Below are 25,965 nucleotides of genomic sequence, written 5' to 3'. Positions count from 1 at the left end.
CTCGATCTGCGGAAGCGATGGAAAGCTGCTCTGGCCTTGTGGAGAGGCAATTGATTGCGCCGATGAAGGGGCAGCCAAGCAAAGGCTAAGGACGAAGTAAAATTATCGTCTTGTACATCATCTAATCCTTCTAAATTTTTCCTTATCTAATTTTCTTTCTATAATAACTAAAAGATTTGCTACATTTTGAATTGTCTCGTCAAAATCAATGGCGATATTTCTATTATATAAGCCAACACCGACAATTTTCCATGAATGGATATTTCTTCCTTGTGTCGGATCATAATCACATCTTTCTTCTATCGTAACAACTTCAGTCCACAAGATACGTCTAATGACGTTACCAAAAACGATTTTTGAAATACTATCTGGACTAGTTATTATAGGGCTCCTATAAATATACCAATTTATACCGCCACAGAAAAATAATATCGAAGCAAGAAGCCAAAATATTACGAAATAAATGGATATGTATTGAATAACGCCTAAAATAGATATTGATATTCCCCACATGCTAACTATAAATATACAGATTAGTACAGTCCAACTCCTTGTTTCGTAATGAAATATCTGTTCCGACACAATCATTTCCTAGATGGAAAAAAATGGCAGATCCAATATATAAACTCGGCGCAGAAGATTGATTCTGAAGAGCCACAGGAGATAAGGGGCTGATAAAATCCACCCCTGCACCTAAACCTTGAACATAGCAGTCTGTCCAGAGAAAACGTCGTCAACTATCTTCGGCAGACCTAGTCGAGCTGCTCCGCCTAAGCCGATCAGCCCTACTTCAGCACTTAAAATTGGTGCTACAGCGCCGCTGAGAAGGCCGTTTAGCCTAGCGATTGGGACCGGCACTCGTCAGCAACGGTCCGGCTGACGAATGCAGATCACGCCCCCCGATACAGCGCCTTCAGTTGCAGCCGCCGCAGCATGTTGCGGCACAGCGCGTCCACCTCCCGCCGGTCCGTCAGCTGCGGATGCACGCTCGACCAGGCCGCCGCCAGCCTGCGCCAGAAGATGCCGAGGTCGACCAGCCGGTCCCGCACCTCCGCCTGGGCCGCGGCCAGCCGCGTCGCCGCCCCCAGCGTCGCATCGCCGTCCAGCATCGCGACGGCCGCGACGCGCAGGTTCTCCGCCGTCTCGCGCGGGGTGGCGGCCAGCGGATCGATCTGCCGCAGCGCATGCGCCAGCAGGTCGCCCGACCAGCCGGCGTCGCGCACGAGCACGCGGGTCGTGGCCGTGACCATCCGCTCCATGCCCTCGTAGTCGGGCTGGGCCGCGGAGGCGGCCAGCACCTCGGCATGGGCGCGGGCCAGCCGCTGCAGGCCCTTGGCGAGGCCCGCCATGCGCTCGAGCGCGAAGCCGCCCTCGCTGATGCAGCGCGCGGCCGCGACCTCGAACATGTTCAACCCCGGCGGCGTGCGGCGCAGCGCGTCGAGGAAGGCGCCGCCCGCCTCGCCCGCGCCCCGCTCCAGCGCCGCCACGAGCGCGGTGGTCGCGGCATAGAGCTGGTGGTCCTCGGGCGGCGGCAGCGGCTCGCCGCGCAAGGTCGGCGGCACGGGGTCGCCCGGGCTGACCGCCTCGACCAGCCGCAGCGCCGAAGGCACGAGGCGCAACAGCCGGAAGTCCCGGCTGCCGGGCGGGATGTCGAGCGCGGAATGCGCGTTGTCGATGTCGAGCACCAGCCGCAGCGCCTCGAAGCGGCGGACGAAGACGATCTCGCCCGAGATGCCGCGCTCGAAGGCCAGGCTGTCGCCGGCGAGCCAGGGGGCCGCGAAGTCGAAGGCCTCGGGCGGCCAGGCCTCGTCCGGCGCGACGCCCGGGAAGCGCACGGGATCAAAGGTCTGGGCGTCGGGGAGCGGCACGCGCGCAGCCTGCCGCGGGCCTGGTTAACGGAAGATGAGCGCAGGCCCTGGCAGTGTCTCGGTTTGAAATTGACGGCTGAGCGAATGCCGCATCGCGCCTAGCGCGCCGACCCTATATGGTTAACGGAAAGCATGGGCGACGACGATGACGATGAGCGACCTGGAAGCGTTCGTTGATGAAGGGGATCACCCGATGCCAGGCACGGGGCTACAATCCACACGTGTTTATGGACATGCGTGATCGGCACGGCACGGTGACAGCAATCAATCGATTGCTGCTGGAGGGCGAGATCCAAAGTGGCTTTCGGAAGCTTTACAGCATGAACATGCTGGAATGGACAATCGAGGCTGCCGCGCTTCGCTTCCCTGATCTTTTCAAAGCGGGAAGCCGCGAAGCAGCGCAGTTTCGATTGGATCAGGCCAACGGAAGGAATGGAATGCCTAAAGGCCCTCGCGGAGAGAACCTGATCAGGCGCCGCTATCCAAGGCCGCGCGCGTCGCCACTGCCGAGGAGCAGGACGACGCGCCTGCGCGCTCTGCCGGCGTGTCGGATCGGCTCTGGTCCATGGATGAATTGGTGGCGCTGATCGATGCGCGCGAGGCGCTCCCAATAGCGCGGGGCCTTACAAGCCACGGCAGATCGCCACGGCTTAGCGCCCAACTCCTTTTTGCGGCGCGCCGAGGGACTCAAGCGAATTTAGGTCAAGTTTGAAATTCGGGCCCGATACATTCCCTGTGGACCTGCCGTCCTCGGCCTTACTGAACCGGATACCGGATTCGCAGAACCAGAAGTTCGGGGTCTCACGGACCTTCACGTAGAGCCGAACAATTTCCGGGATTCGGTTAGCTGGCCCAGGACCGAAGATTTCGATGCGACCCAGGTGAGTCAGCAGCTTGCTCATGTGGCCTCCCGCAGCGTACCCGCGCCGTCAGGGTAGCGACAGGAGCAGCCGGGCGGCAAGGACCCGCAGGATTTCAAACTGAGACACTACCCCAGGCCCTAAATCATGATGCGTCCCGTTCACTCACTGGTATAGCCCAGTCGTTATAGCGCACGATTCAGTCCTACGGCGCCTTCGCGCCTTCGATCATCGCGCACTAAAGAACGTCGGCGAAGCCCGGCCGCAGCCGCTGGAAGGCCCAGAAGCCGATCGCCAGGCTCAGCAGCGCGCAGAGCGAGTAGATCGCCAGGCTGGCGAAATCCGGCAGCCCGCCATGGATGATCACGGTGCGGCTCTGCTCGATGATCGAGGTGAGCGGGTTCAGCCGCATGACGATGCGGAAGCGCTCGGGCACCGCCTCCAGCGGGTAGAAGATGGGCGTGAGGAAGAAGGTCATCGTCACCATGAGGCCGATCACCTGCGACAGGTCGCGCATGAAGACGCCGATGGCGGCGCAGAGCATCACCCCGGCGGCCACGAAGACCAGATAGGGCAGCAGGATCACCGGCAGGAAGACGACGGTCCAGTGCGCCACCCCCTTGAGCACGAGCTGTCCGCCGATCACGATCGCGAGCATGATCGCCGCGTTCAGCACCGCGGCCAGCACCGCCACGACGGGCAGGATCTCCAGCGGGAAGATCACCTTGGTCACGTAGCTCGGATTGCCGACGACCAGTCCCGGCGCGCGGCCCACGGCCTCGGCGAAGAGGCTGTGCACCGCCATGCCGATCAGCAGCATCAGCGCGAAGTCGGCATGGCTCTGGCTGTTGCCCCAGCGCGACTGGAAGATGGCGCTGAAGACGAAGGTGTAGACCACCGCGGTCAGCAGCGGCAGGAGCAGCGCCCAGCTCAGGCCCAGCATGCTGCCGCGGAAGCGCTGGGAGACCTCCCGTCCGACGAGCCGCGCGATGAGCTCGCGATGCATCAGGCAGGAGCGGAAGAACGCCGGGAGTCGGGACGGAAATCGCTGCATCTTCGACGCCTCTTCGGGCGGGGGGCGGGTGGTGTCAAGCGAGGCCGCCGGCCCCGCGCAACCGCGCCCGCCCAACCGCCGCCGCCTAGCCGCCCCCGCCTTCGCGCTCGGCCGACAGGATCCGGCAATGCCCCGCCTGGGCGAGCACCCGGCGCCCGGCGAGGAAGGCCTCGATCTGCTGATGGATCGCGGGGGCGTAGGGGTAACCGCCATGCAGGCAGTCCACGACCCCGGCGTAACGGGTGCCGGCGAGATGGGCCTGCGGGTCGCGCAGCACGGCCTCGACCTGCGCCGGCGGGGCCCATCCGGGCACGGTGAGCGCCTTCCGCCGGGCGTAGTAGGGCACCATGGAGGACCAGTCGTCCCCGACCACGATCAGCGCGCCGTCCTCCGGGATCGCGTCCCGCGCCAGCAGGCCGATCCGCTGCGTCGGGCTGCCCTGCGCGCCGGCGGCGATCCAGCCCATGTTCTGCCTCTGGAACCTCGCCGCCTGCGAGCCCAGCAGCAGCAGCAGCACCAGCGCCGCGAGGGGGGCACCGAGGCGGTATCGCGCCAGCGTCCCGAGGGCGACGGCCATGGCGGCGATCAGGAAGGCGCCATTGGCATATTGGTAATAGTTGTGGACCAGATGGAGGTTGGTGAAGACCAGGATGGGCGTCAGGAATGCCAGGATGCCGACCGCCACGGCCAGGAGGCTGCGCCGGCAGAGCAACGCGGCGAGCAGCGGGATCAGCGCGAAGGCGCCGAGCGTGCCGAAGATGTCCGGCAGGATCCGCCGCCCGATCACCTGCTCCCAGAGACGCCCGCTGAATCGCTGGTCCAGCGTGCCGTAGTTCCAGGTGCCCAGCGAGGCCGAGGTCAGGAACCCGCCGAGCATGTTCATGCCCTTCACGCCGTCGCTATAGGCCACCCAGGCGAGGCCGCTCACGAAGGGCAGGAACAGGGCCGCGCCGCCGCAGAGCACCAGGCCGAGGAGCCGGAGCGACAGGCCCTGACGCAGCCAGCGCCATCCATGGGGCAGCGCGATCAGCCCGCCCACCAGGGCAAAGGCCGGAAAGCTCGTGGCCTTGGCCAGGGTCGCGAGGCTGCCGGCCAGCACGGCGGCCAGCGCCGGCGCCGCGCGCCGGGTCAGCAGGAAACGCACGAACAAGGCCAGCCAGAGCAGGCCGAAGAACCAGGCGCAGGATTCGATCAGGAAGGTCCGGCCCCAGAAGAGGTAAAGCGGGGAGGCCAGAAGCAGCGCGCAGGCCATCGGATAGCCGACGGGCGGAAGCTTGAGGTCCCGCCAGAGCATCCGCATCGGCCAGGCGGCGGCCAGCAGGAAGGCAAAGCTCATCAGTCGCCCCGCCGCGTCCAGCGGCACGCCCAGCCTGGCCAGGAGCGCCACCGGCAGGTGGTAGACCGGCGCCTCGAAGGGGATCGCCCAGGGCGAGCCCAGCACCGGCGTCTCATAGGCCAGCCAGGGGCCGCCCTGCGTGATCCAATAGACGGAGAGGGCCGTCTGCGTCTGCCGGAAGGAATGCTGGTCGAGCAGCGGATCGTTCAGCGAGGCCAGCAGGATATAGGCGGCGTAGAGGCAGACGCCGCCGAGCGCGCCCCAGGCCAGCCTCGTCAGCCAGGGCGGCGCGGGCAGGTCGTTCCGGGCGAGCAGGCCGCGACGAAGCCCGGACAGGCTGGCACCGCGAAGCCCGGACAGGGAGGAACCGATCCGGGCCGTGGCCCGGCGGAGCTCTGCCCTGCCCGGAAGGAGCCGGATGATCGCCCGATGGCCCGTCGCGCCCGCAGCGAGCGCCAGGCCCGCCGCTAGGCCCAGCAGGCCCGTCCAGGCCAACCGATCGGCCCAGAGCAGGGTCGGGGCCACCCAGACCACGGCGGCATAGGTCACGGCGGCCGCCGGCACCGCCCAGGCCAGGCGGCGGGGCAGTCCATCGGCGAGCAGCAGCAGCCCCAGCAGGAGCAGCAGGACGCTGCCATAGGGCTGGTGGTGCAGCCAGGACGGCGGCAGGGTGACCAGAAGCGTGAAGGCGAGGCCCGCCAGGCCGAGTCCGATGAAGACGCCCGCGAGGCGCGGCGGCGAGAATTCGAGCCTCCCGACGCGGGCCAGCAGGGCCAGGGGCAGGACCAGCAGGGCGGCGTTGAGTGCCCGGGCCAGCGAGAAGAAATCCGCGATGCGCCAAGTTCCGAGGCCCGGCTGGCGGGGCGCCAGCGGGGCGGTCTCAGGCATGGCCATCCATGGCCGGGGAAGGCCCGCCAGCAAATGCAGGCCCTCCAGCTTCGCCGCGATCCAGCCTCTCAGGCCCAGGCCGCGATAGCTGGCCGCGATATCGGGCCAGATGGGGTCGCCGCGCCGATAGAGGCCGAAGTCATGGGCCAGGGCGAAGCGGAGCAGCGAGGTCGCGCCGGGCTGGATGAAGGCCTGCCACCAGAGCCAGGGCGCCACGACGACGAGCATCGTCAGGACCCCGGCCAGGATCGAGGGCAGCCCGGCCTGCCAGATCACGGGAACCGCGACGAGGGCCATCGGCACCAGCGCGAAGGCGTTGCTGGCATGGGCCAGATAGGCCAGGCCCGCGGCAGCCGCGATCGCCGGCAGGATTCCCGCCTTGCCGATCCTGGACCGGGCCTCGGGCGCGAAGAGCAGGATGGCGCAGAGGACCACATAGGCCGCGCCGAGCAGCTTCGGCCAGGCGTAGAGCGTGTTGAAGATGAGGAAGGGCGAGGCCACGAGCGCGGCCAGCATCCAGCCAGGGCGGCGGATCCCCACCTTCGCCGCGAGATAGGGCACCAGGAGAACCCAGCTCGCCTGCAGGAGGATCGCGGCCCCGGTGTAGATCTGCACGAAGAAGGAGCTGCCCCAGTGGCGGCCGAGCTCGGTCAGCATCACGCGCGGGAAGGCGAGGAGCGCGGTCATGAGCGGACCGCGGTCGGTCACCAGCCATGGCCATGAGAAGCGGAACTGCTCCCGGGCCTCCTTCGACATCAGCGCCTCGGTGAACTGCATGGGCAGCTGGTTGTCCGTGGACCAGCGCAGCGGCGCGAACAGGCCGTTGATCGCCCAGCTGCCGCCGCCGCTGTCGGCGGCGGCGACCAGCGACGTCGCGGCCAGCGAGACGCCGAGCCAGGCCAGGAGCGGAGAGGCCGCCTCATCCAGATCGGCCCTGAAGCGCGAGGGCGTCCGCCACGCGCGCGCCACCGTCACGAGCAGCGCGCCGATCACCATGGCCCAGACCCCCACCCGGCCATGAACCGGCCCGAGGGTGAAGAGGACGAACTGGACCATGGCCAGGATGCCGACCCCGATCATCGCGGCCGGCAGGGGATCCAGCGCGGGCAGCAGGCGCCCGAGCACCGCGATGCAGGCATAGCCGAGGAGGACGAAGATCAGCCAGCTGCCCAGGGCGGCCAGCAGCCGCGGGCCGGCCTGCGTATGGGCGATCCAGGCGAAACGGCTCGCCTCGAAGGGCGTGGCGACGCCCACGAGGGTCCTGGAGGTCGCATTGCTGGCGATCAGGCGCAGCGGGCCGGTGCAGAAGCCCCGCATGTCCAGGAACGCGACGGCCCATTGATTGTTGGTCCGCGAGCTCGACACGCGGCGTTCCGCGCCATTGGCCTCGCAGCGCACCGAGATCCGGGTGCCTTCCTCCTCGCCGGGAGACCCGACATAGGGGATGGCCAGATAGTCCCGCGGCCGGAAGGCGGCGGAGACGAGGGTGCCCGGCATCATGCCGAGCTCGGGCGCATAGCTCCTCCAGGCCCGGAGGCCGGGAAAGCCCCGGATCGCGGCGGGGGCGTCGAGCGGGTCCGACGGTCCGGCCGAGGCGTGGAAGTTGTCGGTCACCTCCCAGCCGGCCGGCCCCGCCACCTCGCCGATCGGCGTGAAACGCGCCGGCCCGCGGGCCTGATAGGCCCCCAGCAGAACCAGCGCGAGGATGCCGAGCAGGCCGTAGAGGACCAGTCGTCCGGCAAGGCGCTCCCCGGTCAATTCAGGCTCTCCGCGATGGCGCGGGCGCGGGCCACTCCGCTGGAGGCGCGCGAGGAGCGCGGAGCCGGGAACCGGGCTCCGGCGCGCCCGCCGTCGCTCAACCCCCCGCCCCCACCTTGCGCAGGAAGATGATGGGATGGGTCTGCCGCTCCGGATGGAACTGGAACTCCGCCAGCTCCATGCCCGGCAGCCAGGCCCTGCGCGCATAGGCCTCCGGGATGAAGGTCTCGCCGTAGAAGCTCGTGTCGCGCACGCCGCCGCCGGAGGTGCCCACCGAGGTCGCGAAGATGAGCTCCCCCGCATCGTAGCGGCGCATCGCCTCGTCCACGTCCGGGAAGAGCCGGCCGAGCTCGGCCTGGTAGGCCCCGATGCCCTCCGTGTCCGGATGGTCCGCGAAGGACCTGCAATATTCGAAGAACCAGCGGCCCCGCGTCGTCATCGCGACCATGCCGCCCGGCTTCAGGATGCGATGGAACTCGCGCACCCAGCCGTCCGTCGCCTCCTGGGAGAGGTGCGAGAAGACCGAATAGGCGACGCAGAAATCCACGCTCGCATCCGGCAGGTCGACCGGCGGATGCGGCTGGCAGACCAGGAACCGCCCCTCGGCGAACATGTCCCGGCAGAGGCCCACGAATTCGGGGTCCACGTCGATGCCGACGAGGTTCGCGGGGTCGAGGTCGCGCAGGAAGAAGCGGCCGATGCGCCCCCAGCCCACGCCGAAGTCGACCAGCCGGCTCCGGGCCGTCAGCGGCGCGCCGTGCCGCGCGAAGGTGTCGCGGCAGTCCTGGTAGAAGGCGAGCGCCTCCTTCAGCGTCGGGCGGCCGGCCTGCCCGGTCGTGGAGATCTGCAGCTCCGGCGTGGGGAAGCCGGGCAGGACGGCGCGCGGGACATGGGGCGGCCGGCGGCCCTCGGCCGTCTCGCAGACGGCCTCGAACCAGGCCGCGTCATCGGCCAGCGCGGCGATCGCGGCCATCCGCTCGGCCTCCTGCGGCGGCAGGCCGAAGAAGGCGCCGGCATGGCGCAGGAAGCCCGCGCCCAGCGCCCGCTGCGCCGGGTCCACGGGGGCAAGCCGCGCCGCCTCGGCCTGCATGCGCGCGATCTCGCGCAGATGCGCGGAATTGGCGGCGGCGAGGGTCACGCCGCCGGCGTGGCGCCGGTGCAGGTTCAGCGCCGCCGCGCGGAAGGCGATGCGCCCGGCCTTGGCCATGCGCAGGTAGAAGAGCCAGTCGGCCGCGTTGCGCAGCGCCACCATCTCCGGCAGGGCGCGGCCGAGAACCTCCAGCGCCGTGTCGCGCCGGAAGACCACGGCGCTGACATTGGGGATGGTGTTCTTCACCGCGAGCGCGCGGGAGATCTCCTCCGTCCCGTCCCGCACGTAGTCGGCCTTCCAGGCCGCGGCGCCGAGATCGGCCACGTAGTCCAGGTAGTCCGGGGCGGTGACCCGACCCTCGGCGTCGATCTGCTTGGACTGGGCATAGGCCAGCACGACGCCCGGCTCGTCCAGCGCGGGCAGCAGCCGCTCCAGGAAGGCCGGCTCGGCAAGGTCGTCGGCCTCGGCGATCCAGACCAGCGGCGTGCGGGCCATCTCCACCCCCCGCGCCCATTGCCGCGAGACGGAGCCGGAATTCTCCGCATTGCGATGCAGGCGGATGGGCAGGTCCAGCTCCTCGGCCAGCCGGCCGATGACCTCCCAGCTCTCGTCGGTGGAGCCATCGTCCAGCACGATGATCTCGGCGACCTTGCGGGTCTGCGCCGCGATGGAGCGGATCCGCTCCTCCAGGTAGCGGGCGTAATTGTAGTTCGGCACGACGGCCGTGACCGGCGAGGCCGCGCGAAGGGCCAGCTCGGCCAGCCGGTCCGCGTAGCGGCCGAAATCATGCCGGCGCGCGACCAGCGCCTCGGCCGCCTCGCCCGCCCGCCGGCACAGGGCCGTGTCGTCGATCAGCGCCGCGACGGCGCCAGCCATGGCGCGGCTGTCGGCCATCGGAACGGGGGCGAGGCCGGTCTCCTCGACGAAGGCGGGGAAGCCGCCGCTCCCGGCGAAGCAGAGCACCGGCACGCCGTGGGCCGCGGCCTCCAGCGCGGAGCTCGGGAAGGGATCCTCGCGCGAGGAGAGCAGAAAGGCGTCCGCGGCCGCGAGGAACTCCTGCGGCGCATCGGTCCGGCCGGGCAGCAGGAGCGACGATCCCAGGCCCTGCGCGTCGATGGCGGCGCGAAGCTCCGCCGCGACGGAGGGCTCCAGCGCGCCCACCCAGACGAGCCGCGCCTTGCGGCCGAGCGCCTGAAGCTCCGCGAGGATCGAGGGCCAGAGGTCGAGGCCCTTGCGCCGGTCGCCATAGCCCAGGCCGAGCACGACGAACTCGTCGCCGCCGATCCCGAGCCTCGCGCGCAGCGCGGCCCGCGCGGCGGCCCGCTTCTCCCGCGCGAGCACCGGCTGGTAGAGGCCCTGCGGCATCACGACCGCGCGGCCCGCGACGGCGCCGAAGGCGGCCTCGAAGCTCTCCTGCACGGCCGCATTCGGGAAGACGACCACATCCGCGCCCTGCGCGAGGTCGCGCGCCGCGCCGGCCAGGCCGTATTCCTCGATGATCCGGGGCAGTTCGTGCACGAGGCAGACGGTGGCCAGCCCCTCCGCCTGCAACGCGGGCAGCGCCTGCGCGGACACGACCGTGTTGACGAGGACGCTGCGCACGCCCTCGGCGGCCAGCCGGGACGCCTCCTCGCGCCAGGCCTCCGCGTCGCCGAAGCCCTGGCCGATGCGGCGGACCGGCGCCGCCTGGCGCATCGCCTCCTCCAGCTCGCCGCCCAGGCCGAGGGCGATGCGGAGCTGCGCGCGGCCGCGGGCGTAGTGGCGCGCGAGGTTGAGCGCCAGCATCTGCGCGCCGTGGAAATGCGCGTCATGCACCACGAGGCCGAGCCGGGGCGTGCCCTTCTCCTCGCGCGCGGCGAAGGGGCGCGGGGTCCGGACGGGCTTGCCGGTGGCGGCGGCGGCCTCGGCCAGCGCGGCGGCGGTGGCCGAGAGATAGGCGTGGCCGTAACGCCGGTCGGGCTCGAGATTCGCGCCCTCGGCCCATTCGTTCCAGGCATTGACGAAGACCAGCCGGTGCTCCGGCGGCCGTTCGCGGATCGTCTTCACGCAGGCCTGCGTCAGCCATTCCTGGTAGCGCGCGGGCGTGGCGCCGCTATAGGCCGTGCCGCGGCCCGGCTTGCGCGCCTCGTTGTCCCAGCGCGGGCAGACGCCGCGGAAGAGCAGGTAGGGGGGCGTCGCCTGCGCGAGCGAGCGCTCCACCATGTCGTCGTAGTCGAGGACGGTGCCTTCGTAGCCGGGCTGGTGGGGCGCGACGGGGATTTCCCGGCTGACGCCGAAGCCCACATTGTGCGGCGGGAACTCCACGGCGGCGTCGAAGCCCACGAGGCGCGGATCCTCCTGGCGGAAGCTGCGCGCCATGACCAGAAGCGGCTCGCCGAGGCCGGCGCGGGCCATCTCCACCCGCCAGCGGCGCGCGGTCGCGACGGGGTTGGGCAGCAGCTGCGGCCGGTACATCACCAGCAGCGGGCGGCCGTCCACGCGGATGTAGCGGGGGTCGCGGAAGGCCGGGAAGAGCGAGCGGATGAAGGCGACGTCGTCCTCCGGGCTGTGCTGCTGGCCCATCAGGACCTCGCTGTCGAGGCCGTCCCAGCGCCGCGTCCAGCTCTCATTGGCCCAGCAGAGGCAGAAGGGCAGGTCGATGGAGGGGTTCTCGAGCAGGATTTCCAGCGGCCGCTGCAGGAGCTGCTTCCCGGCGAACCAGTAGTGATGGAAGCAGAAGCCCTCGATGCCGTAGCGATGGGCCAGCTCGGCCTGGCGGGCGAGGATGCCGGGCAGCCGCAGGTCGTAGAAGCCGAGATCCGCCGGCAGGATCGGCTGGTGGTGGCCTGGGAAGCGCGGCAGGCCGCGGGTCACATTGGTCCATTCGGTGAAGCCCGTGCCCCACCAGGCGTCGTTCTCGGGGATCGCATGGAATTGCGGGAGGTAGAAGGCGAGCATGCGGACCGGCAGGCTGTCCGGCGGCCGCACCGCCTCCTCCGCGCCGAGGTGGTCCTCGCCCGGCGCATGGGCCTTCCGGAGGTCCTCGAAGAACGACGAACTCAACAGCAATCCTCCAGCTGGGCGGCCCACCAGCCAATGATATGGAAGTTAGTGCCTCGACAGGCGTTTTATGATGCCGACCGCCTTACGGAGCGGGGCCGTGATTCGCCAGGAGGTGGAATTGCGTAGGGCCGCCGCCTCGTCGCGGCTCGCCTCGAGCCGGGCCGCGATGGCCTGGGTCGCGATCTGCGCCGCGAGCTCGGCCTTTTCGCAGGAGACCTCGAGAGCGGAAATCTCGCGCCGAAGGGCGGCTGTCTCGCCCCGGAGGGCGGCTATCTCGCGCCGGAGGGCGTCGTTCTCGGCCGTGAGCGGCTCGCTCGCCTTGGATTCGGCCAGCAGCCGCAGCTCCTCCAGCCGCCAGATCCAGCGCGGATTGTAGAAGAGGCTGTCCGGCACGCTCAGCCCGGGCCGGTCGGAGGCGACGGCCAGCACATAGGGCGCATCGGGAACGCCGCCGACCCGCGTGAAGTTCTCGCAATCGGTGGTCCCGAAGCCCTCGACGGCCGAGGCCCGCGGACGCCCCCCCTCCCGGACGATGACCGAGCCGACGAAGGCCCGCTGCTCGAGCGGCGTCACATGCGCGAAGTGCCGCGAGACGACGTCCAGGAACTCCTGCTTGTCGAGCTCCTTGAGGTGGTAGGGATTCTCCTCGGCGTCCTTCAGGTACAGGTCCTTGTTGGGCGAGGACATGACGAGGATGCCATCGGGCCGCAGCACCCGCTTGATCTCGCGCAGGAAGGCGTCCTGGTCGGCGACGTGCTCGATGGTCTCGAAGGAGACCACCACGTCCACGGACTGGCTGGCGACGGGCAGCGACGTCGCGTCGCCGAGCTGGAAGGACACGCCCTTCGAGAGGTAGTTCCGGTTGGCGAAGTCCACCGATTCCTTGTCGATATCGACGCCGACGACGCTGCGCGCGACCTTGCCCAGCAGCGCCGAGCCGTAGCCCTCGCCGCTGGCCACATCCAGCACGTCCAGCCCCTCGCAGAGGCCGAGCGCGAAGAAGTAGCGGTGATAGTGCTCGTTCTGGATCTCGCCCACGAGGCCGCTCACATAGCGCTCGCCGGTGAATTCCAGGCTCTCGGCCGGCTTCGGCAATGCGAAGACCCGGGGCACCGACGTGCCGGTTTCGGCTTGGGGCATGATCGTCATCTCTGGGACACCTTCGCGGGCGGGACGGCCCGGCGAATCGAGGCGGGCGGGACAGGGGGGAGTCGAGCGGCCTGCGTGATCGCACGCGGCGGCAAATCGCTCCAGCGCCAGGGGTGCGGACGGGGGCGCGGATGGGGGCGCGAGCGGCGGCGGGGCCGGGGCGGTTCGGGTCACCCTGCCCGCTCCGGCAGCCGCTCGATGCCGCGATGGCTCACCTCCAGCAGCATCACCGCGCCCACGTCGCGGGTCGGGTGGACCTCGAAGACGATGGCGTCGTGGATCCAGTGGTGCTGGACGTGGTTGGCCAGGGTGCCGGAGGCGAAGGCCGGGCTGATGGAATAGGAGCCGCGGCGCAGGGCCGGCATGCGGAAGCGGAAGACGGCCTGCGCCGTGCCGCCCGCGGGCAGGTCGATCGGGGCATCCGCGTAGAGGTCGGCCGTGTTCTCGCCCAGGATGGGCTGGCCCAGCCGGTCCTTCACGACGATGCCGGCGATGCCGCCGAGGATCGCCGAGCGCGCCTCGATCCGGAAGGCGAGCTCGACCTCCTCCCCGCCCACGATCCAGGCCAGCGGCTGGCCGTCGACCCGCGCCAGGGTGACCTCGGCGATCTCGGCCTGGCCGGAGCCGTAGCTCGTCCGCTCGCCCTCCATCCGCAGGCCCCGCGACGGGTCCGCGAGGGCCATCGCCGGCCCTGGCGCGGGGTCCGCGACGGGGCCGGGCGCCCGGGCCGCGACCGGCGCCTCCGGCGGCAGCTGCCCCGAATGGACGAAGATGTTGTAGGCCTCCATCACGTCGCGCGCCGGGCCCGCCATCCGCACGTCGCCGCGGTCGATCCAGATGGCCTTCTGGCAGAGGCCGAGGATCGCGCCCGTGTCGTGCCCGCAATAGAGCAGGATGCCGCGCTCCTGGAAGCCGCGCAGCCAGCGGAAGCACTTCTGCTGGAAGATGGCGTCGCCCACCGCCAGCGCCTCGTCGATGACCAGCACGTCCGCATCGACATGGGCGACGACGGCGAAGGCCAGCCGCATGGCCATGCCGGAGGAATAGGTCTTGATCGGCTGGTCGATGAAGGCGCCGATCTCGGCGAAGGCGATGATGTCGTCGAGCCGGGCCTCGATCTCCTCGCGGGCCAGCCCGAGCACGCTGGCATTGAGGAAGATGTTCTCCCGGCCGGTGTATTCCGGGTTGAAGCCCGAGCCGAGCTCCAGCAGGGCGGCGATCCGCCCCCGCACCGTCACGCTGCCGAGGCTCGGCGTGAGGGTGCCGCAGACGATCTGCAGCAGCGTGGACTTGCCCGAGCCGTTCCGGCCGACGATGCCGATGGACTCGCCGATCACCGCCTCGAAGGAGAGATCGCGCAGGGCCCAGAACTCGGTGAAGTAGGACCGGTCCCGCAGCCGGCGCGCGAGCGGCGGCGCCAGGCGCGAAAGCAGCCAGCCCAGCCGCGGGAACACGGCCTGGCGCAGCCGGTCCTTCGGGTCCGCATAGACACGGTACGCCTTGAACAGCCCTTCCGCGCGGATCGAGACCTCGGTGGACATCAGCCGGCGCTGGTGCCCCGGAGCCTATGGCGGAAACCCCCGGGGATTCCCTGAATTCTGCGCGAAGAGCCGGTCATCTGAGCCTATGGACGGAGGGGCACCCGTGGGGCCGCCCCCATTCGGACGCCGGACCCGCAATGTCAAGGACGGCGCGGCTGCCCGCTTTACGGCGCGGGACCGCCCTCCGATAAGAGGTCTTCCCGCCTGAGGATCGCTATTCGTGCAGAGACTGGGTTTCCTGGATGGGCTGCGCGGCTTCGCCGCCTTCTACGTCCTTCTCTTCCACATGGCCCTCCTGCCGGTCTCGAAGCCGCCCCTCTCGGACTGGTGGCAGGGCGTGGTCATGTTCGGCGGCTCGGGCGTGACGCTGTTCTTCGTGGTCAGCGCCTTCTCGCTCTGCCTGACCATGGGCCGGCATGTCGGCACGGGCTCGACCTATCTGAGCTACGGGATCAGCCGCTTCTTCCGCATCGCGCCGCTCTTCTGGTTCCTCATGGCGGCGACCTATGTGATCCACGTCCTCGCCTTCGGCGTCTGGCACGGGCCGGCGGCGGTGCTGACCAGCCTCACCTTCGTCTTCAACCTCATCCCCGGCCAGGAGCAGGGCTATGTCTGGGCGAGCTGGACGATCGGCGTGGAGATGCTGTTCTACCTCGTCTTCCCCTATCTCTACTTCCGCCAGGGAACGCCGGCCCGGCAGGTCGCGACGCTTTGCGTCGCGCTGGCGGCCAGCATCCTGTTCAAGGGCGTAACGGCGGGCTTCGTGCCCGAGCCGCCGCGCACCTCCTTCGAGACCTTCAGCATCTTCCGCCACCTGCCGAGCTTCGTGATCGGCATGCTGGCCTACAGCGCCTATGCGAGCCCGCTCCTGGCCGGGCCGCGGCGGGACTATGCCGGCGCGCTGATCGCGCTCGGCCTGCTCGTGCTGGTCGGCATCGCCTCCGGGCGGCTGACCGGCGGGCTGGTGGACACCACCCACCTCATCGCGGCTGGCTATGCCCTGGTCCTGCTGGGCGTCTCCGCCGTGGAGTTCCGGCCGCTCGACAACCGCGTCACGCGCTTCATGGGCCAGATCAGCTATTCCATCTATCTCTGGCACGCGCCGGTCGTGTGGTTCATGTCGCCCGTCTACGCCTGGTTCACGGCCCTGCCGCTGCCCTCCTCCCTGCGCTTCGCCCTCTGCCTGGCGGCGACGCTCGGCGCCGTGCTGCCGCTGGCCTGGGCCAGCTATCGCCTCGTCGAGCTGCCGGGGATCGCATGGGGCAGGCGCGTCTTCCGGCGCTTCGCGCCGCTCGGCCAGGCGATCGACCGCGGCGCGGGTCAGGCCCGCCGCGCGGCCGCCGCCTCGTAGGCCTCGAGATAGGCGGCCGCGACCGTCTCCATGCCATAGGCGGCGCCGAGCGCCGCGGCGTCGCGGGCGAAGGCCGCGCGATCGGTGTCGTCCGTCATCGCCAGCATGGCCCCGGCCAGCGCCGCCACGAAGCGCGCGTCATCGGGGTCCGGCGCGAGGACGATGCCCGCCCGCCGCCCGTCGCGCAGCAGCATCCGGGCGATCTCGCCGAGGTCGGTCGAGATGGCCGGCCGCCCCTCCTGCATCGCCTGGACGAGCGCCAGCGGAAAGGACTCGCCCGCGAAGCGGGTCGGCAGGAGGACGACGTCGGCGAGGCGGTACACGCCCTGCACCCGCTCCTGGAAGCCGAGGAAGATCACCCCCGGCGCCCCCCCGCCCGGCCGCCCGAGCCGGTCCGCCTCGGGCCCGTCGCCGCAGAGCAGCAGGTGCAGCCGCCGCCCCGTCCGGGACTGGGCCAGGGCCAGGGCCTCGATCGCCGCCGCCCAGCCCTTCTCCGGAATGGCGCGGGAGGCCAGGGCGAAGACGAGGTCGTCCTCGCCGATGCCGAGCTCCGCCCGGCTCCGCCCGAAGGGGCGCGGGTCGGGCGGCATGCCGTTGGGGATCTGCCGCGTCGCGATTGCGGCCCGCTCCGCCTCGGAGAGCACCCGCAGATGGTCGAGGTTCTTCTCCGTCAGATAGACCCAGAGGTCCACATGCCGCGCCACCTTGCGCGTGAAGTCGGGATCGACCGCCGTGACCTCGTAGGAGCCGTGCATGGAGGCCACATAGGGCACCGCCGGCACCTCGCGCCCGGTGAGGAAGAGGTGCTCGGCGCCGACGAAATGCGAATGCACCACGTCCACGCCGGCCTCGGCCAGGAAGGCGGCCGGGCCGCGTGCCCGCACCGCCGCCGCGCCGTAGACCGGGATGCGCCGGTCCAGCCGGGCGCGGATGCCCGGATTCCAGTCCTCCGGCTGCAGCGCGAGCACCGAGACGGTGACGCCCCGCCGCACCAGCTCGTTGGCCAGGTGGATCGGGAAGATTTCGCCCCCGCCCAGGTAGAAGCCCAGGAGGACCATCAGCACGTGCCGGCCCTCGCGCGGGGTGGCGAGGACCTTCGCCTCGTCGAAGACCGTCTCCAGCGGGCCGAGCGCCGCGGCCGAGCGGTCGAACTGCGCGCGGAGCTCTTCGGCGAAGCGGTGCACCGTGGCCTCCGGCACGCCCCAGCGCGCGCGCAGCAGGCGGATCAGCCGCTCGTGCTCGGCGTAGTAGGCCGCCGTGCCGAAGGCGGAGGCCGAGGTGTTGCCGCCGTGCTGGCGGAAGTAGCTGACGGCCTGCGGCTCGTAGGCGATGCGCCCGCCGCGGGCGAGGCTCGCGTAGAGATACCAGTCGCCGAGGATCCCATAGGTCGCCGCCTCCCGCCACACGGCCTCCTCGACCGGCTGGGCGCGCAGCAGGCAGCCGCCGACATTGGCGATGACGTTGTGCACGCCGAAGGCGGTGTCGAACCAGGCCTTGGCCGGGCGCAGGTTGCGGCCCTTCCAGATGCCGGGCTGCGAGCGCTCGCGATAGGCGTCCAGGCCGGCATAGGGCTTGCCCGCGGCATCGGCGAACTGGATGCGGCCGAAGCCTATCATCACGCTCTCGTCGAGGAAGGCGGGCACCAGCGCTTGCAGGAAGTCGGCCTCGGCGAAGTCGTCGCTCTCGCAGATCCAGAGCAGGTCGCCCCGCGCCTCCTCCACGCCGCGGCGCCACTGGCGGAAGACGTTGCCGGAATTCTCCGCGTTCGCGATCACGCGGATGCGCTCCGGATGGGCCGCGCGATAGCGCTCGATCACGGCGAGGCTGTCATCCGTGGAGGCGTCGTCCAGCACGATCACCTCGAGATTCGGGTAGGCCTGGCCGAGGATGCTGTCGAGCCGCTGCGGCAGGAACCGCGCATGGTTGAAGTTGGGCACGATGGCGCTGACCAGCGGGGCGAATTCCGACTGGCGGCGCCGGCGCACCCGCCGGTGGCGCAGCGTGTGGCGCGAGCGGTAGATCCGGCGCAGCCCCTCGCGCAGCGCCCGCCGCAGCCCGGGAAACTTGGAGAGGATCCGGCGCAGCGGCCCGCTCGCGCGCCAGATGGTGCTGGTCTCGATGGCATTGGCGCGCTGGCGCTCGATCTCCAGCCGGTCACCGGTGGCGCGGGCGCGGGCCTCGCAATCCGCCAGCTCGTCGCGCAGCCGGTCGAGCTCGGCCAGCAGCGCCGCGATCCGGGGCGCGGCGCCGCCGGCGCCCGGTTCGGGCGGCAGCGGGGCGTCGGAGGCGAGCAGCAGCGGGCCGGTCTCCGGCCGGCGGACCGGGCCTTCGCGGGTCCAGGCGACGCCTTCCGGCATGGGGGCGCCGAAGAAGCGTTCCCCCTCCTGCCCCGCCGCTGGAAGCCCCCCCTCGCCCAGCACCGCGACCTCGGCGAAATGCGCGCGCAGCAGCTCCTCCACGCCGCCGGCCGGATCGCCGGCGGCGATGAGCAGCCCGCCCGGCCGCAGGAGGCGCCGGATGCCTGGAATCTCCGCGAGGCGGCCGGACAGCGCGAGAACCACATCGGCGCCCTCGGGCAGCTCGGCGCCGGGCGGCAGGAATTCCAGATTGGGAAGCCGGTGCCGGCCCGCCGCCGCGCCCGCGGCCTCGGCGGAAGGCGCGATCGCCGTGACCTGCGCCGCCCCGGCCGCCAGCATCGCGGCACCGGCGCCGTCGCCGCAGTCCAGGTCCAGCACGCGGCGGCCGGCCACGAAACCGCTGGCGAAAAAGTAGCGCGGGGCCAGTCCGACCATCCCTTCGCCGGAAGCCTTCGAACCCATCCAGATGCCCCTATGGCGCCGTCGCGAGACGGTCCTCGCATGAGGCGGTTCGCTCGCGATTCTCTATAGCGCGGAGATGCCGCCCGCCCAATTCCGCCGGCCGACTATTTCCGCCCGGGCAGCGGATGCAGCGCCACCCAGAGCCGAAGAAGCCAGTTCGCGCCCCGCGCATGATGCGCGAGGCCGGCACGCCGCAGGGCCGCGAGGCGCCGGAACGGCGAGGCGGCCCGCAACCCCTCCAGCGCCGCCAGGACCTGGCGGGCCGGATCCGTCAGCGGCGCGGCACGCAGCGCCTCCAGGTGTTGCGACAGCGGGGCGAGGAAGCCCGCCGCCCCCCGGCCGAGCGCACGGCCGGCGCGCTGGCGCAGCCCCGAGGCGCCGCCCACGAGGTTCCCCCCGTGCTGGCGGTAGAGCAGGCTCGGCTCGGGATCGAAGACCAGCCGCCCGCCGCAGCCCGTCACCAGCAGCGCGCACCACCAGTCGTGGTGGCCGCCCTCGGGCAGCGGCGCGGACAGCGCCAGCCGGCGCGCGGCCCCGTTCAACACCAGGGTGCAGCCGGCGGCGACGTTGTGCGCCAGCAGGGTCGCGAAGACGGGGGGGCGCGACGGCAGCGGCGAGAGCCCGAGCGGCGCGAGGGCGGATGACGCCAGCCGGAGCCGCGTGCAGACCGCCATGGGCTCCTCGCCGAGCTGCGCGGCCGCCCGCGCCAGCTTGCCCGGCAGCCAGACATCGTCCTGGTCCATGAAGGCGTAGAGCCCGCCCTCCGGCGCCGCCGCCAGCAGCGCCAGGAAGGAGGCGCCGGCGCCGAGGCGCCCCTCCGGCCGGGCGAGCCGCGCGACCCGGCCGGGATGGGCCTCCGCGAACCGCTCCAGGATCGCGACGGTCGCGTCCGTGGAGCCGTCGTCGCGCCAGAGCAGCGACCACTCCACCCCCTCCTGCGCGGCGAGGCTCGCGAGCTGCTCGCCCAGATGCGCGGCGCCGTTCCAGGTGGCCAGCAGGACGTGGACGGACGTCATGGGCCCGCCGTCATGCCCCGCGGCGGGCAAAGCTGAAGCGGCGGTGGCCGATGTAGCTGGTGCCGATGGGGCTCAGCACGCCGATGACATGGGCCACGGTCTCGGCGTGGAAGGTGAAGCCGATGGCGGGGAAGACCAGCCGCGCCAGCCCCACGCTCACCAGCCAGACCTGCGCGAGGGCGATCAGGTTCACCAGGGCGAAGCGCCAGAATTCGCCGGCCATGCTGCCGCCGCTGGCGGCGAAGACGAAGCGCCGGGCGAGGAGATAGGCCGTCGCCATGCCGATGAGATAGGCCACTGCCACCGCCGCCTCGTAGGGCATGGCCAGCGAGAGCAGCATCCGCGCGCCGATGTTCACGGCCGCGGCCGTGCCGCCGGTCAGCACGAAGCGGACGAACTCGTGGCCCAGCAGCGCCCTCACCGCGGGACGGCCTCCGCCATCATCCGGCCGAAGCGGATGCTCTCGGCGACGCCGCGATCCTCGGGGTAGTAGTGCGAGGTGTCGGCGATGAAGAGCCCCTCGATGGGCGAGCGGAAGGGCGGCAGGCCGTCGAGGAAGTTCGGCTCGCAGACCGGCTGGGCGTGGCGCAGGCGGCCCGCCCGGGAATCGATCAGGTCCGCCTCGGTGATGGAGGGGTTCACGCTGCGCACGGCGGCGAAGGCCTCGGCGATGAGCCGGTCGTCCGTCCAGGCCCATTTCGGATGGGTCACCGGCATGTAGTAGGGGACATAGACGATGGTGTCCCCGGTCGGGCGCAGGTTGGAGAACTCGATGATCCCCGGCACCTCGATGGCCGGGTCCACGATGTTCACCCAGAAGTTCCGCGTGACCGGCCGCTTCAGCTTCAGGATCACGCAGACCACGCCGATGTTGCGCAGCCGCGCATAGGCCGCGCGCGTCGCCTCCGGCAGGTCGGGCACCAGGCCCGGCACCAGCGGCAGGGGGATGGTGGAGATCACCGCATCGGCGCGGAACTCCCGCCCGCCGGCGACCAGGCCGGTGACGCGGCCGCTCTCCACGGTCACGCGCTCGCCGGGCGTGCCGGTGTGGATGCGGCCACCGCGCGCGCGGATGTCGCGCTCCAGCGCGTCCACCAGCGTCTGCGAGCCGCCCTCGATATAGCCCAGCCGCTCCTCGAAGATCGACTTGCGCGAGCGGCCGATGCGCTTCACCCGCGTGGCGATCCAGGAGGCCGAGACCTCGTCCGCCATCTCATGGAACTTGAGCTGCATCAGCCGCGACCAGAGCTTCGCATAGACCTCGCGGCCCGAGCCGCCCTCGATCCATTGCCGCGTGGTGAGGCCCTCGATGCGCTCGAAGCTTTTCGCCCGCGTGGTGAGGAACATCTGCAGGCCCGTGCGGAACTTCGCGATCCAGCTCAGATGCGGGAAGCGCAGCAGCGCGACGGGATCGCCCCAGGGATGCACCTTGCCGCCCATGAAATAGGCCATGCGCGTGTGCACCCAGCGCATCGAATCGCCGAGCCCCAGCTCCTGCATCAGCTCGAAGGTCGGGTGATCGGAGAGGCAGCAGAAGTGGTAGAAGCGCTCGATCGAGAGCCCCCCGAAGTCGAAATGCGCGGCCATGCCGCCGAGCACGGAATCCGCCTCGACCAGGTCCACCTCATGGCCGAGAGCCAGTGCGCGATGGGCGGCGGCCAGGCCCATGGGCCCGGCGCCGAGGACGAGGACACGTGTCACGTCAGAACTCCAGGACGGTGCCGGAATAGACCGGGTGGGTGAAGGTCTCGCGCAGTGCCGTCTCCAGCGGGGTCTCCGTGACGCCGAACCGGGCGGGCCAGTCGGTGATCGGGAAGGTCTCCGGGATCACCAGCGCCTCGAGCTGCGCGGTGGTGAAGGGCGGGTTGCGGTCGAGGCGCGCATAGAGCCAGAGCAGCGCCCAGAAGAGATGGTAGGGGATGTGCACGATCCGGGCGCGCGGTTTCACGATGCGGTGGATCATGCGGATCAGCTCGCCGTATTCCACCACGCTGCGGCCGGAGATGTCGTGTGTGCCGGTGGTGCGATTCGCGATGCAGCTCGCGATGATGGCCGCGAAGTTGCCCACATAGAGCGGCTGGCGCAGGAACTTCCCGTCGCCGGGGATGGGGAACACCGGCGCGCGGTCCATGAAGCGGCGCAGCCAGCCGAGATGCTTGCGGTCGAACCAGCCGAACATGAGCGTGGGCCGCAGCGAGGCATGCGGGATCTCGACCCCGTCCATATAGGCTTCCTGCCGCCGCTTGGTGTCCACGTAGAAATCCGAGGCCTGGCTGCGCACCACGGAGGAGGAGATCTGCACGAGGTAGCCCACGCCATGGGCGCGCGCGGCCTCCACGATGCGGGCGGTGGCGGCGACGTTGTTGCGCTCGAACTCGGCCGCGTCCAGGCCGCCGATCTGCGCCTGGTTGATCACGACCGTGTCGATGCCGGCGAACGCCTCCGCCCAGTCGCCCGCCTCGGCGAGATCGGCCTGGATCACCTGGACCTCGGGGTGCAGCCGCCGCAGCGTGGCGGTGTTCGCCGGATGCTTGTCGATGGCGAGGAGCCGCAGCGAAGGGTCCGCCTTCAGCCGCGCGATCAGGTTCTGGCCGACGAGCCCGGCCGCGCCGGTGACGAGGATTCCGCGCATGGTCAGAGCTTCGACCTGTGGAAGATCGGCCGCGGCAGCGACCTCACGATGAGGAGGATGAACCGCCAGAACCAGGGCGTGTAGAGCACCGCCTTGCGGCGATCGATGGCGGCGAGGATGTCGCCCGCCACCTTCTCCGGCGTCGCCCAGAGCGGGCCGCCCTGCGGGAGGTGCGCCGTCATGGGCGTGGAGACGAAGCCCGGGCGGATGTCCAGCACCGCGACTCCGGCCGGGTGCAGCCGGTGCCGCAGCCCCTCCAGGAAGCGCTGCAGCCCGCCCTTAGCGGCGCCGTAGACATAGTTGCTCTGCCGCCCGCGATCGCCGGCGACGGAGGAGATGGCGGCGATCACGCCGGCGCGCTGCGCCTCGAACCGGTTCGCGAGCTCGCCCAGAAGCAGGGCCGGGCTGTTGAAGTTCAGCGCCAGCGCGGCGGCGGCGGCCTCGGCCGAGGCGGCGCATTCCGCCTGCTCGGGCAGCGAGCCATAGGCGACCAGCGTGAGGTCGAGCCCGCCGAAGGCCGTCCAGGCCGCCTGCGCGGCCTCGGGCAGCGCGGCCAGATCCGCGAAGTCGGCCTGTTGCAGCACCACCTGCTCCGCGCCACGGACCAGCAGGTCCGCCTGCTCGCGCTCCAGCGCCGCCAGGTCGCGGCCGACCAGCACGAGGCGCGCCTTGCGATCGGCGTAGCGCCGCGCGACGGCCACGGCGATGGCGGAGGTTCCGCCCAGGATCGCGACGCGGGGGCTCAAGGCCGCAGCCCCACGCGCCGGGCGAAGCCGGAGGAAAAGGCGGGGTCGATCCACTCGGCAAAGGCGCCGGCGGCCGGGTAGCCACTCCGAAAGGTCTCGGCGGTCATGACGCTGTCCTTGGCCGGGTAGAGGCGCCCGCGCGCCTCCACGGTGATCGCCTCCAGGCGGGCGAGGAGCCGCAGCGTGTCGGGGCCCCTGGCGGGAAAATCAAGGGCCAGGGTCGTGCCCTCCCTCGGAAAGGAGAGCATTCCCGGTGAGGGAAGGTCGCCGAAGCCCTTCAGCACCACCAGCGGCGAGCCCTGCCCGCTGCGCGCGATCTCGCGCAGCAGCTCCGCCACCACGGCCGGCGCGTCGGCCGGCGGCACGACGCCCTGGAACTGGTGGAAGCCGCGCGGGCCGTAGAGCCGGTTCCAGCCGCCGATCGCGTCCAGCGGATAAAGCACCTTCTCGTAGCCGCCCACCGCATGCGACCGGCCGGAGCTGCCCAGCCGCCGCCGGTAGGCCGCGTTGAAGGCGCGCAGCGAGAGCCCGTTCACCATCGACAGGGGCGGCGTCGCCGGCAGGCGGCGGCGCGGCGCGGTGGGCGGCGGCGCGGCCCCCTGCCCGGCCGCGTGCCGCGCGCGGGAGAAGATGCCGCGGCCGAGCGCCTCGCCGGTGGCCAGGCAATCCACCCAGGCCGCCGTGTAGTCCCAGGACTGCTCGGATTCGGCGGCCAGAGCGAAATAGCCGGCGAGCGAGCCGAAAGCGATGTCCTCGGCCTCCATGGCCAGCCCCTCCACCCGCATCATCGCCAGCCGCAGGCGCAGGATCAGCCCGGTCAGCCCGAGCCCGCCGATCGTGGCGGCGAAGAGGCCGGCATTCTCCTGGGGCGAGCAGGTCATGACGCGGCCGTCCGAGCGCGCCAGATCGAGGGAGAGCACATGCCGCCCGAAGCTGCCCGTGCGGTGGTGGTTCTTGCCGTGCACGTCGTTGGCGACGGCGCCGCCCAGCGTCACGAAGCGCGTGCCGGGCGTCACGGGGAGGAACCAGCCGCCGCCGCCCGCCTCGGGCCGCGCCAGCACGGCCAGGACCTCGGCCAGGGCGACGCCGGCCTCGGCGTCGAGAATGCCCGTCGCGGGATCGAAGCGGAGGAAGCGGTCGAGCCCGCGCGTCTCGATCAGTGCGCCGTCCGGGTTCAACGCCACGTCGCCATAGGAGCGCCCGAGGCCATGGGCGAGCCGCGTCCCGCCGGGCGCGGCGGCGCAGGCCGCGGCGGCCTGCGGCGTGGCCGGCCGGCTCACCCGGTGCTCGGCGCGCAGGTTGCGGCCCCAGCCGAGATGGTCCCGCGAGGGGACCGCGCTCACCCCCATGCGGCGACCAGCACGATCGCGGAGACGACGCCCAGCCCGAGCGAGAAGCGGTCCGTCAGGGCGAAGGCCACGGGATCCTCGTTCATCCTGCCGTGCAGCGTGAGGTGCCAGACCCGCAGCAGCCAGACCATGATGATCGGCACCATCATCCAGAGCAGCCCGGGCGTGCCGTAGATCTCGCGCGGATACTGCTCCTGGATCAGGTAGATGGTGAAGATCACGATGGCGCTGAAGCCGGAGGCGAGGCCGGCGCCCAGCAGCAGCGCCAGGTCCTTGGCGGTGTAGCCGCGCGAATCGATGCCGGCGCCGCCCGCCGCCACCACCCGGTCGAGCTCCGCGTAGCGCTTCACCATGGCGAGGCCGACGAAGAACAGCATCGAGAAGGTCAGCAGCCAGAGCGAGACGCGCTCCTCCAGCAGGGCCGAGCCCGCCAGGATGCGCACGGTGAAGAGGCCGGCCAGCGTGATCACGTCCACGATCGGCATGCGCTTCAGCGCGAAGCTGTAGCAGGTCGTGGTGACGAGATAGACGCCCAGCACCAGCGTCGCGAGATAGGGCAGCAGCACCAGCGAGAGCAGGAAGGCCGCCGCCAGCATGCCGGCCGAGACGAGGGCCCCCTGCTGCGCCGTGATCAGCCCCGCGGCCAGCGGCCGGTAGCGCTTCACCGGGTGCCGGCGGTCGGCTGAGAGGTCGAAGAGGTCGTTGGCCAGGTAGCTCGCCGAGGCCACCATGCCCATCAGCACGAAGAGCAGCACGGCCTCGAGGAGGGTGGCCGGCGCGCGGTCCACCGGGAAGCCCAGCAGCGGCGCCACGAAGACGAGCAGGTTCTTCGACCAGTGCGAGAGCCGCAGCGCCTTGCGCCAGACGGCCCAGCCGGCGGCGGGCGCCGGGAACTCGGCCTCGACGCGGCTGCCGGGCGGCAGCATGCCGCGCAGCCGCGCCACGTCCCCCACCAGGATGGCGGCCTCGGCGCGGGCGAAGATCGGCACGTCCACCGCCGCATTGCCGACGTAGCAGAAGCCCTCGGGAAACTCGGCGGCGATGGCGTCGGCCTTGCGCGCGCCGGACAGGTTGAGGTGCCCGTCCGAGCCGCGGACGACCTCGAAGAGGCCCGGCAGCCGGGCGGCCACCGCATCGGCGACCGACTGGTCCGCCGCGGTGAAGAGGCCGAGGCGCCGGCCGCCGGCCTGCTCGGCCCGCAGCCAGGCGAGCAATTCTTCGTCAAACGGCAGCGTCTCGACGTCGAGCTCGGCGGCCTCGGCGACGGACCGCTTGAAGGCGGCCTTTCCCTCGCGGATGCGCAGCAGCGCGCCGGCCATGCCCGCCGGGTCGCTTTTGGCGAAGGAGCAGAGCGATTCGTGCAGCGTGTCGATGCGGAGGAGCGACCCGTCCAGGTCGACCGCGATGGGTGGGAGCCGCGCGCCCGGCGCGGCGGGAGATGGGTGGTCCACCATGCCTCTCTGACC

The 25,965-nt window shown here is 70.7% G+C and carries 18 protein-coding genes; 2 read left to right on the top strand and 16 right to left on the bottom strand.

All coding sequences use genetic code 11. The annotated features are described in order from the left end of the window. Positions 1-117 precede the first annotated feature (117 nt). Entirely contained in the window at positions 118-582 is a 465-nt protein-coding gene (locus tag EJV46_RS22650) for a hypothetical protein (RefSeq protein ID WP_165585304.1), read from the bottom strand. A 308-nt stretch (positions 583-890) separates the two neighbouring features. After that, positions 891-1,868 (bottom strand): hypothetical protein, encoded by a 978-nt coding sequence (locus EJV46_RS03120; protein ID WP_131547119.1) that lies wholly within the window; start codon positions 1,866-1,868, stop codon positions 891-893. A gap of 176 nt (positions 1,869-2,044) precedes the next feature. On the opposite strand from EJV46_RS03120, the gene EJV46_RS03115 reads away from it, so the two are divergent. Then, positions 2,045-2,455 carry a hypothetical protein gene (locus EJV46_RS03115; RefSeq protein WP_131547118.1) on the top strand — a complete coding sequence of 137 codons (411 nt, stop codon included), beginning with the start codon at positions 2,045-2,047 and terminating at the stop codon, positions 2,453-2,455. A 63-nt stretch (positions 2,456-2,518) separates the two neighbouring features. Here EJV46_RS03115 and EJV46_RS03110 read toward each other — a convergent pair whose 3' ends face one another. From EJV46_RS03110 to EJV46_RS03090, 6 genes are all read right to left on the bottom strand, one after another. Continuing rightward, entirely contained in the window at positions 2,519-2,770 is a 252-nt protein-coding gene (locus EJV46_RS03110; RefSeq protein ID WP_131547117.1) for a hypothetical protein, read from the bottom strand. A 196-nt stretch (positions 2,771-2,966) separates the two neighbouring features. Beyond that, entirely contained in the window at positions 2,967-3,782 is an 816-nt protein-coding gene (locus EJV46_RS03105) for an ABC transporter permease (RefSeq protein WP_165585303.1), read from the bottom strand. 85 nt (positions 3,783-3,867) lie between these two features. Next, complete coding sequence (locus EJV46_RS22645; protein WP_165585302.1) at positions 3,868-7,764, bottom strand: hypothetical protein; 3,897 nt, start codon at positions 7,762-7,764, stop codon at positions 3,868-3,870. Between the two features lie 97 nt (positions 7,765-7,861). After that, positions 7,862-11,896, bottom strand: coding sequence for a glycoside hydrolase family 99-like domain-containing protein (locus EJV46_RS03100; RefSeq protein WP_131547115.1), 4,035 nt, complete (start codon positions 11,894-11,896; stop codon positions 7,862-7,864). Positions 11,897-11,941: 45 nt separating this feature from the next. Next, positions 11,942-13,036: a bifunctional 2-polyprenyl-6-hydroxyphenol methylase/3-demethylubiquinol 3-O-methyltransferase UbiG gene (locus EJV46_RS03095; RefSeq protein ID WP_165585301.1), complete on the bottom strand. Its 1,095-nt coding sequence runs from the start codon at positions 13,034-13,036 to the stop codon at positions 11,942-11,944. A gap of 179 nt (positions 13,037-13,215) precedes the next feature. Beyond that, positions 13,216-14,586 carry an ABC transporter ATP-binding protein gene (locus EJV46_RS03090; RefSeq protein WP_131547113.1) on the bottom strand — a complete coding sequence of 457 codons (1,371 nt, stop codon included), beginning with the start codon at positions 14,584-14,586 and terminating at the stop codon, positions 13,216-13,218. A gap of 220 nt (positions 14,587-14,806) precedes the next feature. On the opposite strand from EJV46_RS03090, the gene EJV46_RS03085 reads away from it, so the two are divergent. Further along, entirely contained in the window at positions 14,807-15,937 is a 1,131-nt protein-coding gene (locus tag EJV46_RS03085; protein ID WP_131547112.1) for an acyltransferase, read from the top strand. On the opposite strand, the gene EJV46_RS03080 is transcribed toward EJV46_RS03085, so the two are convergent. From EJV46_RS03080 to EJV46_RS03045, 8 genes are all read right to left on the bottom strand, one after another. Beyond that, positions 15,907-18,729, bottom strand: a complete 2,823-nt coding sequence (locus EJV46_RS03080) for a glycosyltransferase (protein ID WP_165585300.1) — start codon at positions 18,727-18,729, stop codon at positions 15,907-15,909. The two genes, EJV46_RS03085 and EJV46_RS03080, sit on opposite strands and share 31 nt — an antisense overlap. A gap of 131 nt (positions 18,730-18,860) precedes the next feature. Then, positions 18,861-19,772, bottom strand: a complete 912-nt coding sequence (locus EJV46_RS03075) for a glycosyltransferase (protein WP_131547110.1) — start codon at positions 19,770-19,772, stop codon at positions 18,861-18,863. Between the two features lie 10 nt (positions 19,773-19,782). Continuing rightward, on the bottom strand, positions 19,783-20,193 hold the full coding sequence (locus EJV46_RS03070) for a GtrA family protein (RefSeq protein ID WP_240782377.1): 411 nt from the start codon (positions 20,191-20,193) through the stop codon (positions 19,783-19,785). Further along, positions 20,190-21,473 carry an NAD(P)/FAD-dependent oxidoreductase gene (locus EJV46_RS03065; protein ID WP_131547109.1) on the bottom strand — a complete coding sequence of 428 codons (1,284 nt, stop codon included), beginning with the start codon at positions 21,471-21,473 and terminating at the stop codon, positions 20,190-20,192. Before EJV46_RS03065 ends, EJV46_RS03070 begins: the two co-directional genes overlap by 4 nt. A 1-nt stretch (position 21,474) precedes the next feature. Beyond that, the gene (locus EJV46_RS03060) at positions 21,475-22,404 is read right to left on the bottom strand and encodes an NAD(P)-dependent oxidoreductase (RefSeq protein WP_131547108.1); all 930 of its coding nucleotides are present in this window, start codon (positions 22,402-22,404) and stop codon (positions 21,475-21,477) included. Positions 22,405-22,406: 2 nt separating this feature from the next. Beyond that, positions 22,407-23,150, bottom strand: a complete 744-nt coding sequence (locus tag EJV46_RS03055) for an SDR family oxidoreductase (RefSeq protein WP_131547107.1) — start codon at positions 23,148-23,150, stop codon at positions 22,407-22,409. Then, positions 23,147-24,493: an FAD-binding oxidoreductase gene (locus EJV46_RS03050; RefSeq protein ID WP_206020684.1), complete on the bottom strand. Its 1,347-nt coding sequence runs from the start codon at positions 24,491-24,493 to the stop codon at positions 23,147-23,149. The genes EJV46_RS03055 and EJV46_RS03050 overlap by 4 nt, the downstream gene beginning before the upstream one ends. Next, positions 24,490-25,950 (bottom strand): UbiA family prenyltransferase, encoded by a 1,461-nt coding sequence (locus EJV46_RS03045; RefSeq protein ID WP_165585299.1) that lies wholly within the window; start codon positions 25,948-25,950, stop codon positions 24,490-24,492. The genes EJV46_RS03050 and EJV46_RS03045 overlap by 4 nt, the downstream gene beginning before the upstream one ends. Positions 25,951-25,965 lie beyond the last annotated feature (15 nt).

The sequence above is a fragment of the Roseococcus sp. SYP-B2431 genome (assembly GCF_004336745.1).
Lineage (GTDB): Bacteria > Pseudomonadota > Alphaproteobacteria > Acetobacterales > Acetobacteraceae > Roseococcus.
Note: the sequence above shows the minus strand (reverse complement) of the source record. Positions and strands in the feature narration are given on the sequence as shown.

What these genes read in the sequence shown, in the direction of transcription:
- EJV46_RS03115 (WP_131547118.1), top strand. Translation starts at nt 2,045, where the DNA reads ATGAAGGGGATCACCCGATGCCAGGCACGGGGCTACAATCCACACGTG.
- EJV46_RS03110 (WP_131547117.1), bottom strand. Translation starts at nt 2,770, where the DNA reads ATGAGCAAGCTGCTGACTCACCTGGGTCGCATCGAAATCTTCGGTCCT.
- EJV46_RS03105 (WP_165585303.1), bottom strand. Translation starts at nt 3,782, where the DNA reads ATGCAGCGATTTCCGTCCCGACTCCCGGCGTTCTTCCGCTCCTGCCTG.
- EJV46_RS03095 (WP_165585301.1), bottom strand. Translation starts at nt 13,036, where the DNA reads ATGCCCCAAGCCGAAACCGGCACGTCGGTGCCCCGGGTCTTCGCATTG.
- EJV46_RS03090 (WP_131547113.1), bottom strand. Translation starts at nt 14,586, where the DNA reads ATGTCCACCGAGGTCTCGATCCGCGCGGAAGGGCTGTTCAAGGCGTAC.
- EJV46_RS03080 (WP_165585300.1), bottom strand. Translation starts at nt 18,729, where the DNA reads ATGGTCGGACTGGCCCCGCGCTACTTTTTCGCCAGCGGTTTCGTGGCC.
- EJV46_RS03075 (WP_131547110.1), bottom strand. Translation starts at nt 19,772, where the DNA reads ATGACGTCCGTCCACGTCCTGCTGGCCACCTGGAACGGCGCCGCGCAT.
- EJV46_RS03060 (WP_131547108.1), bottom strand. Translation starts at nt 22,404, where the DNA reads ATGCGCGGAATCCTCGTCACCGGCGCGGCCGGGCTCGTCGGCCAGAAC.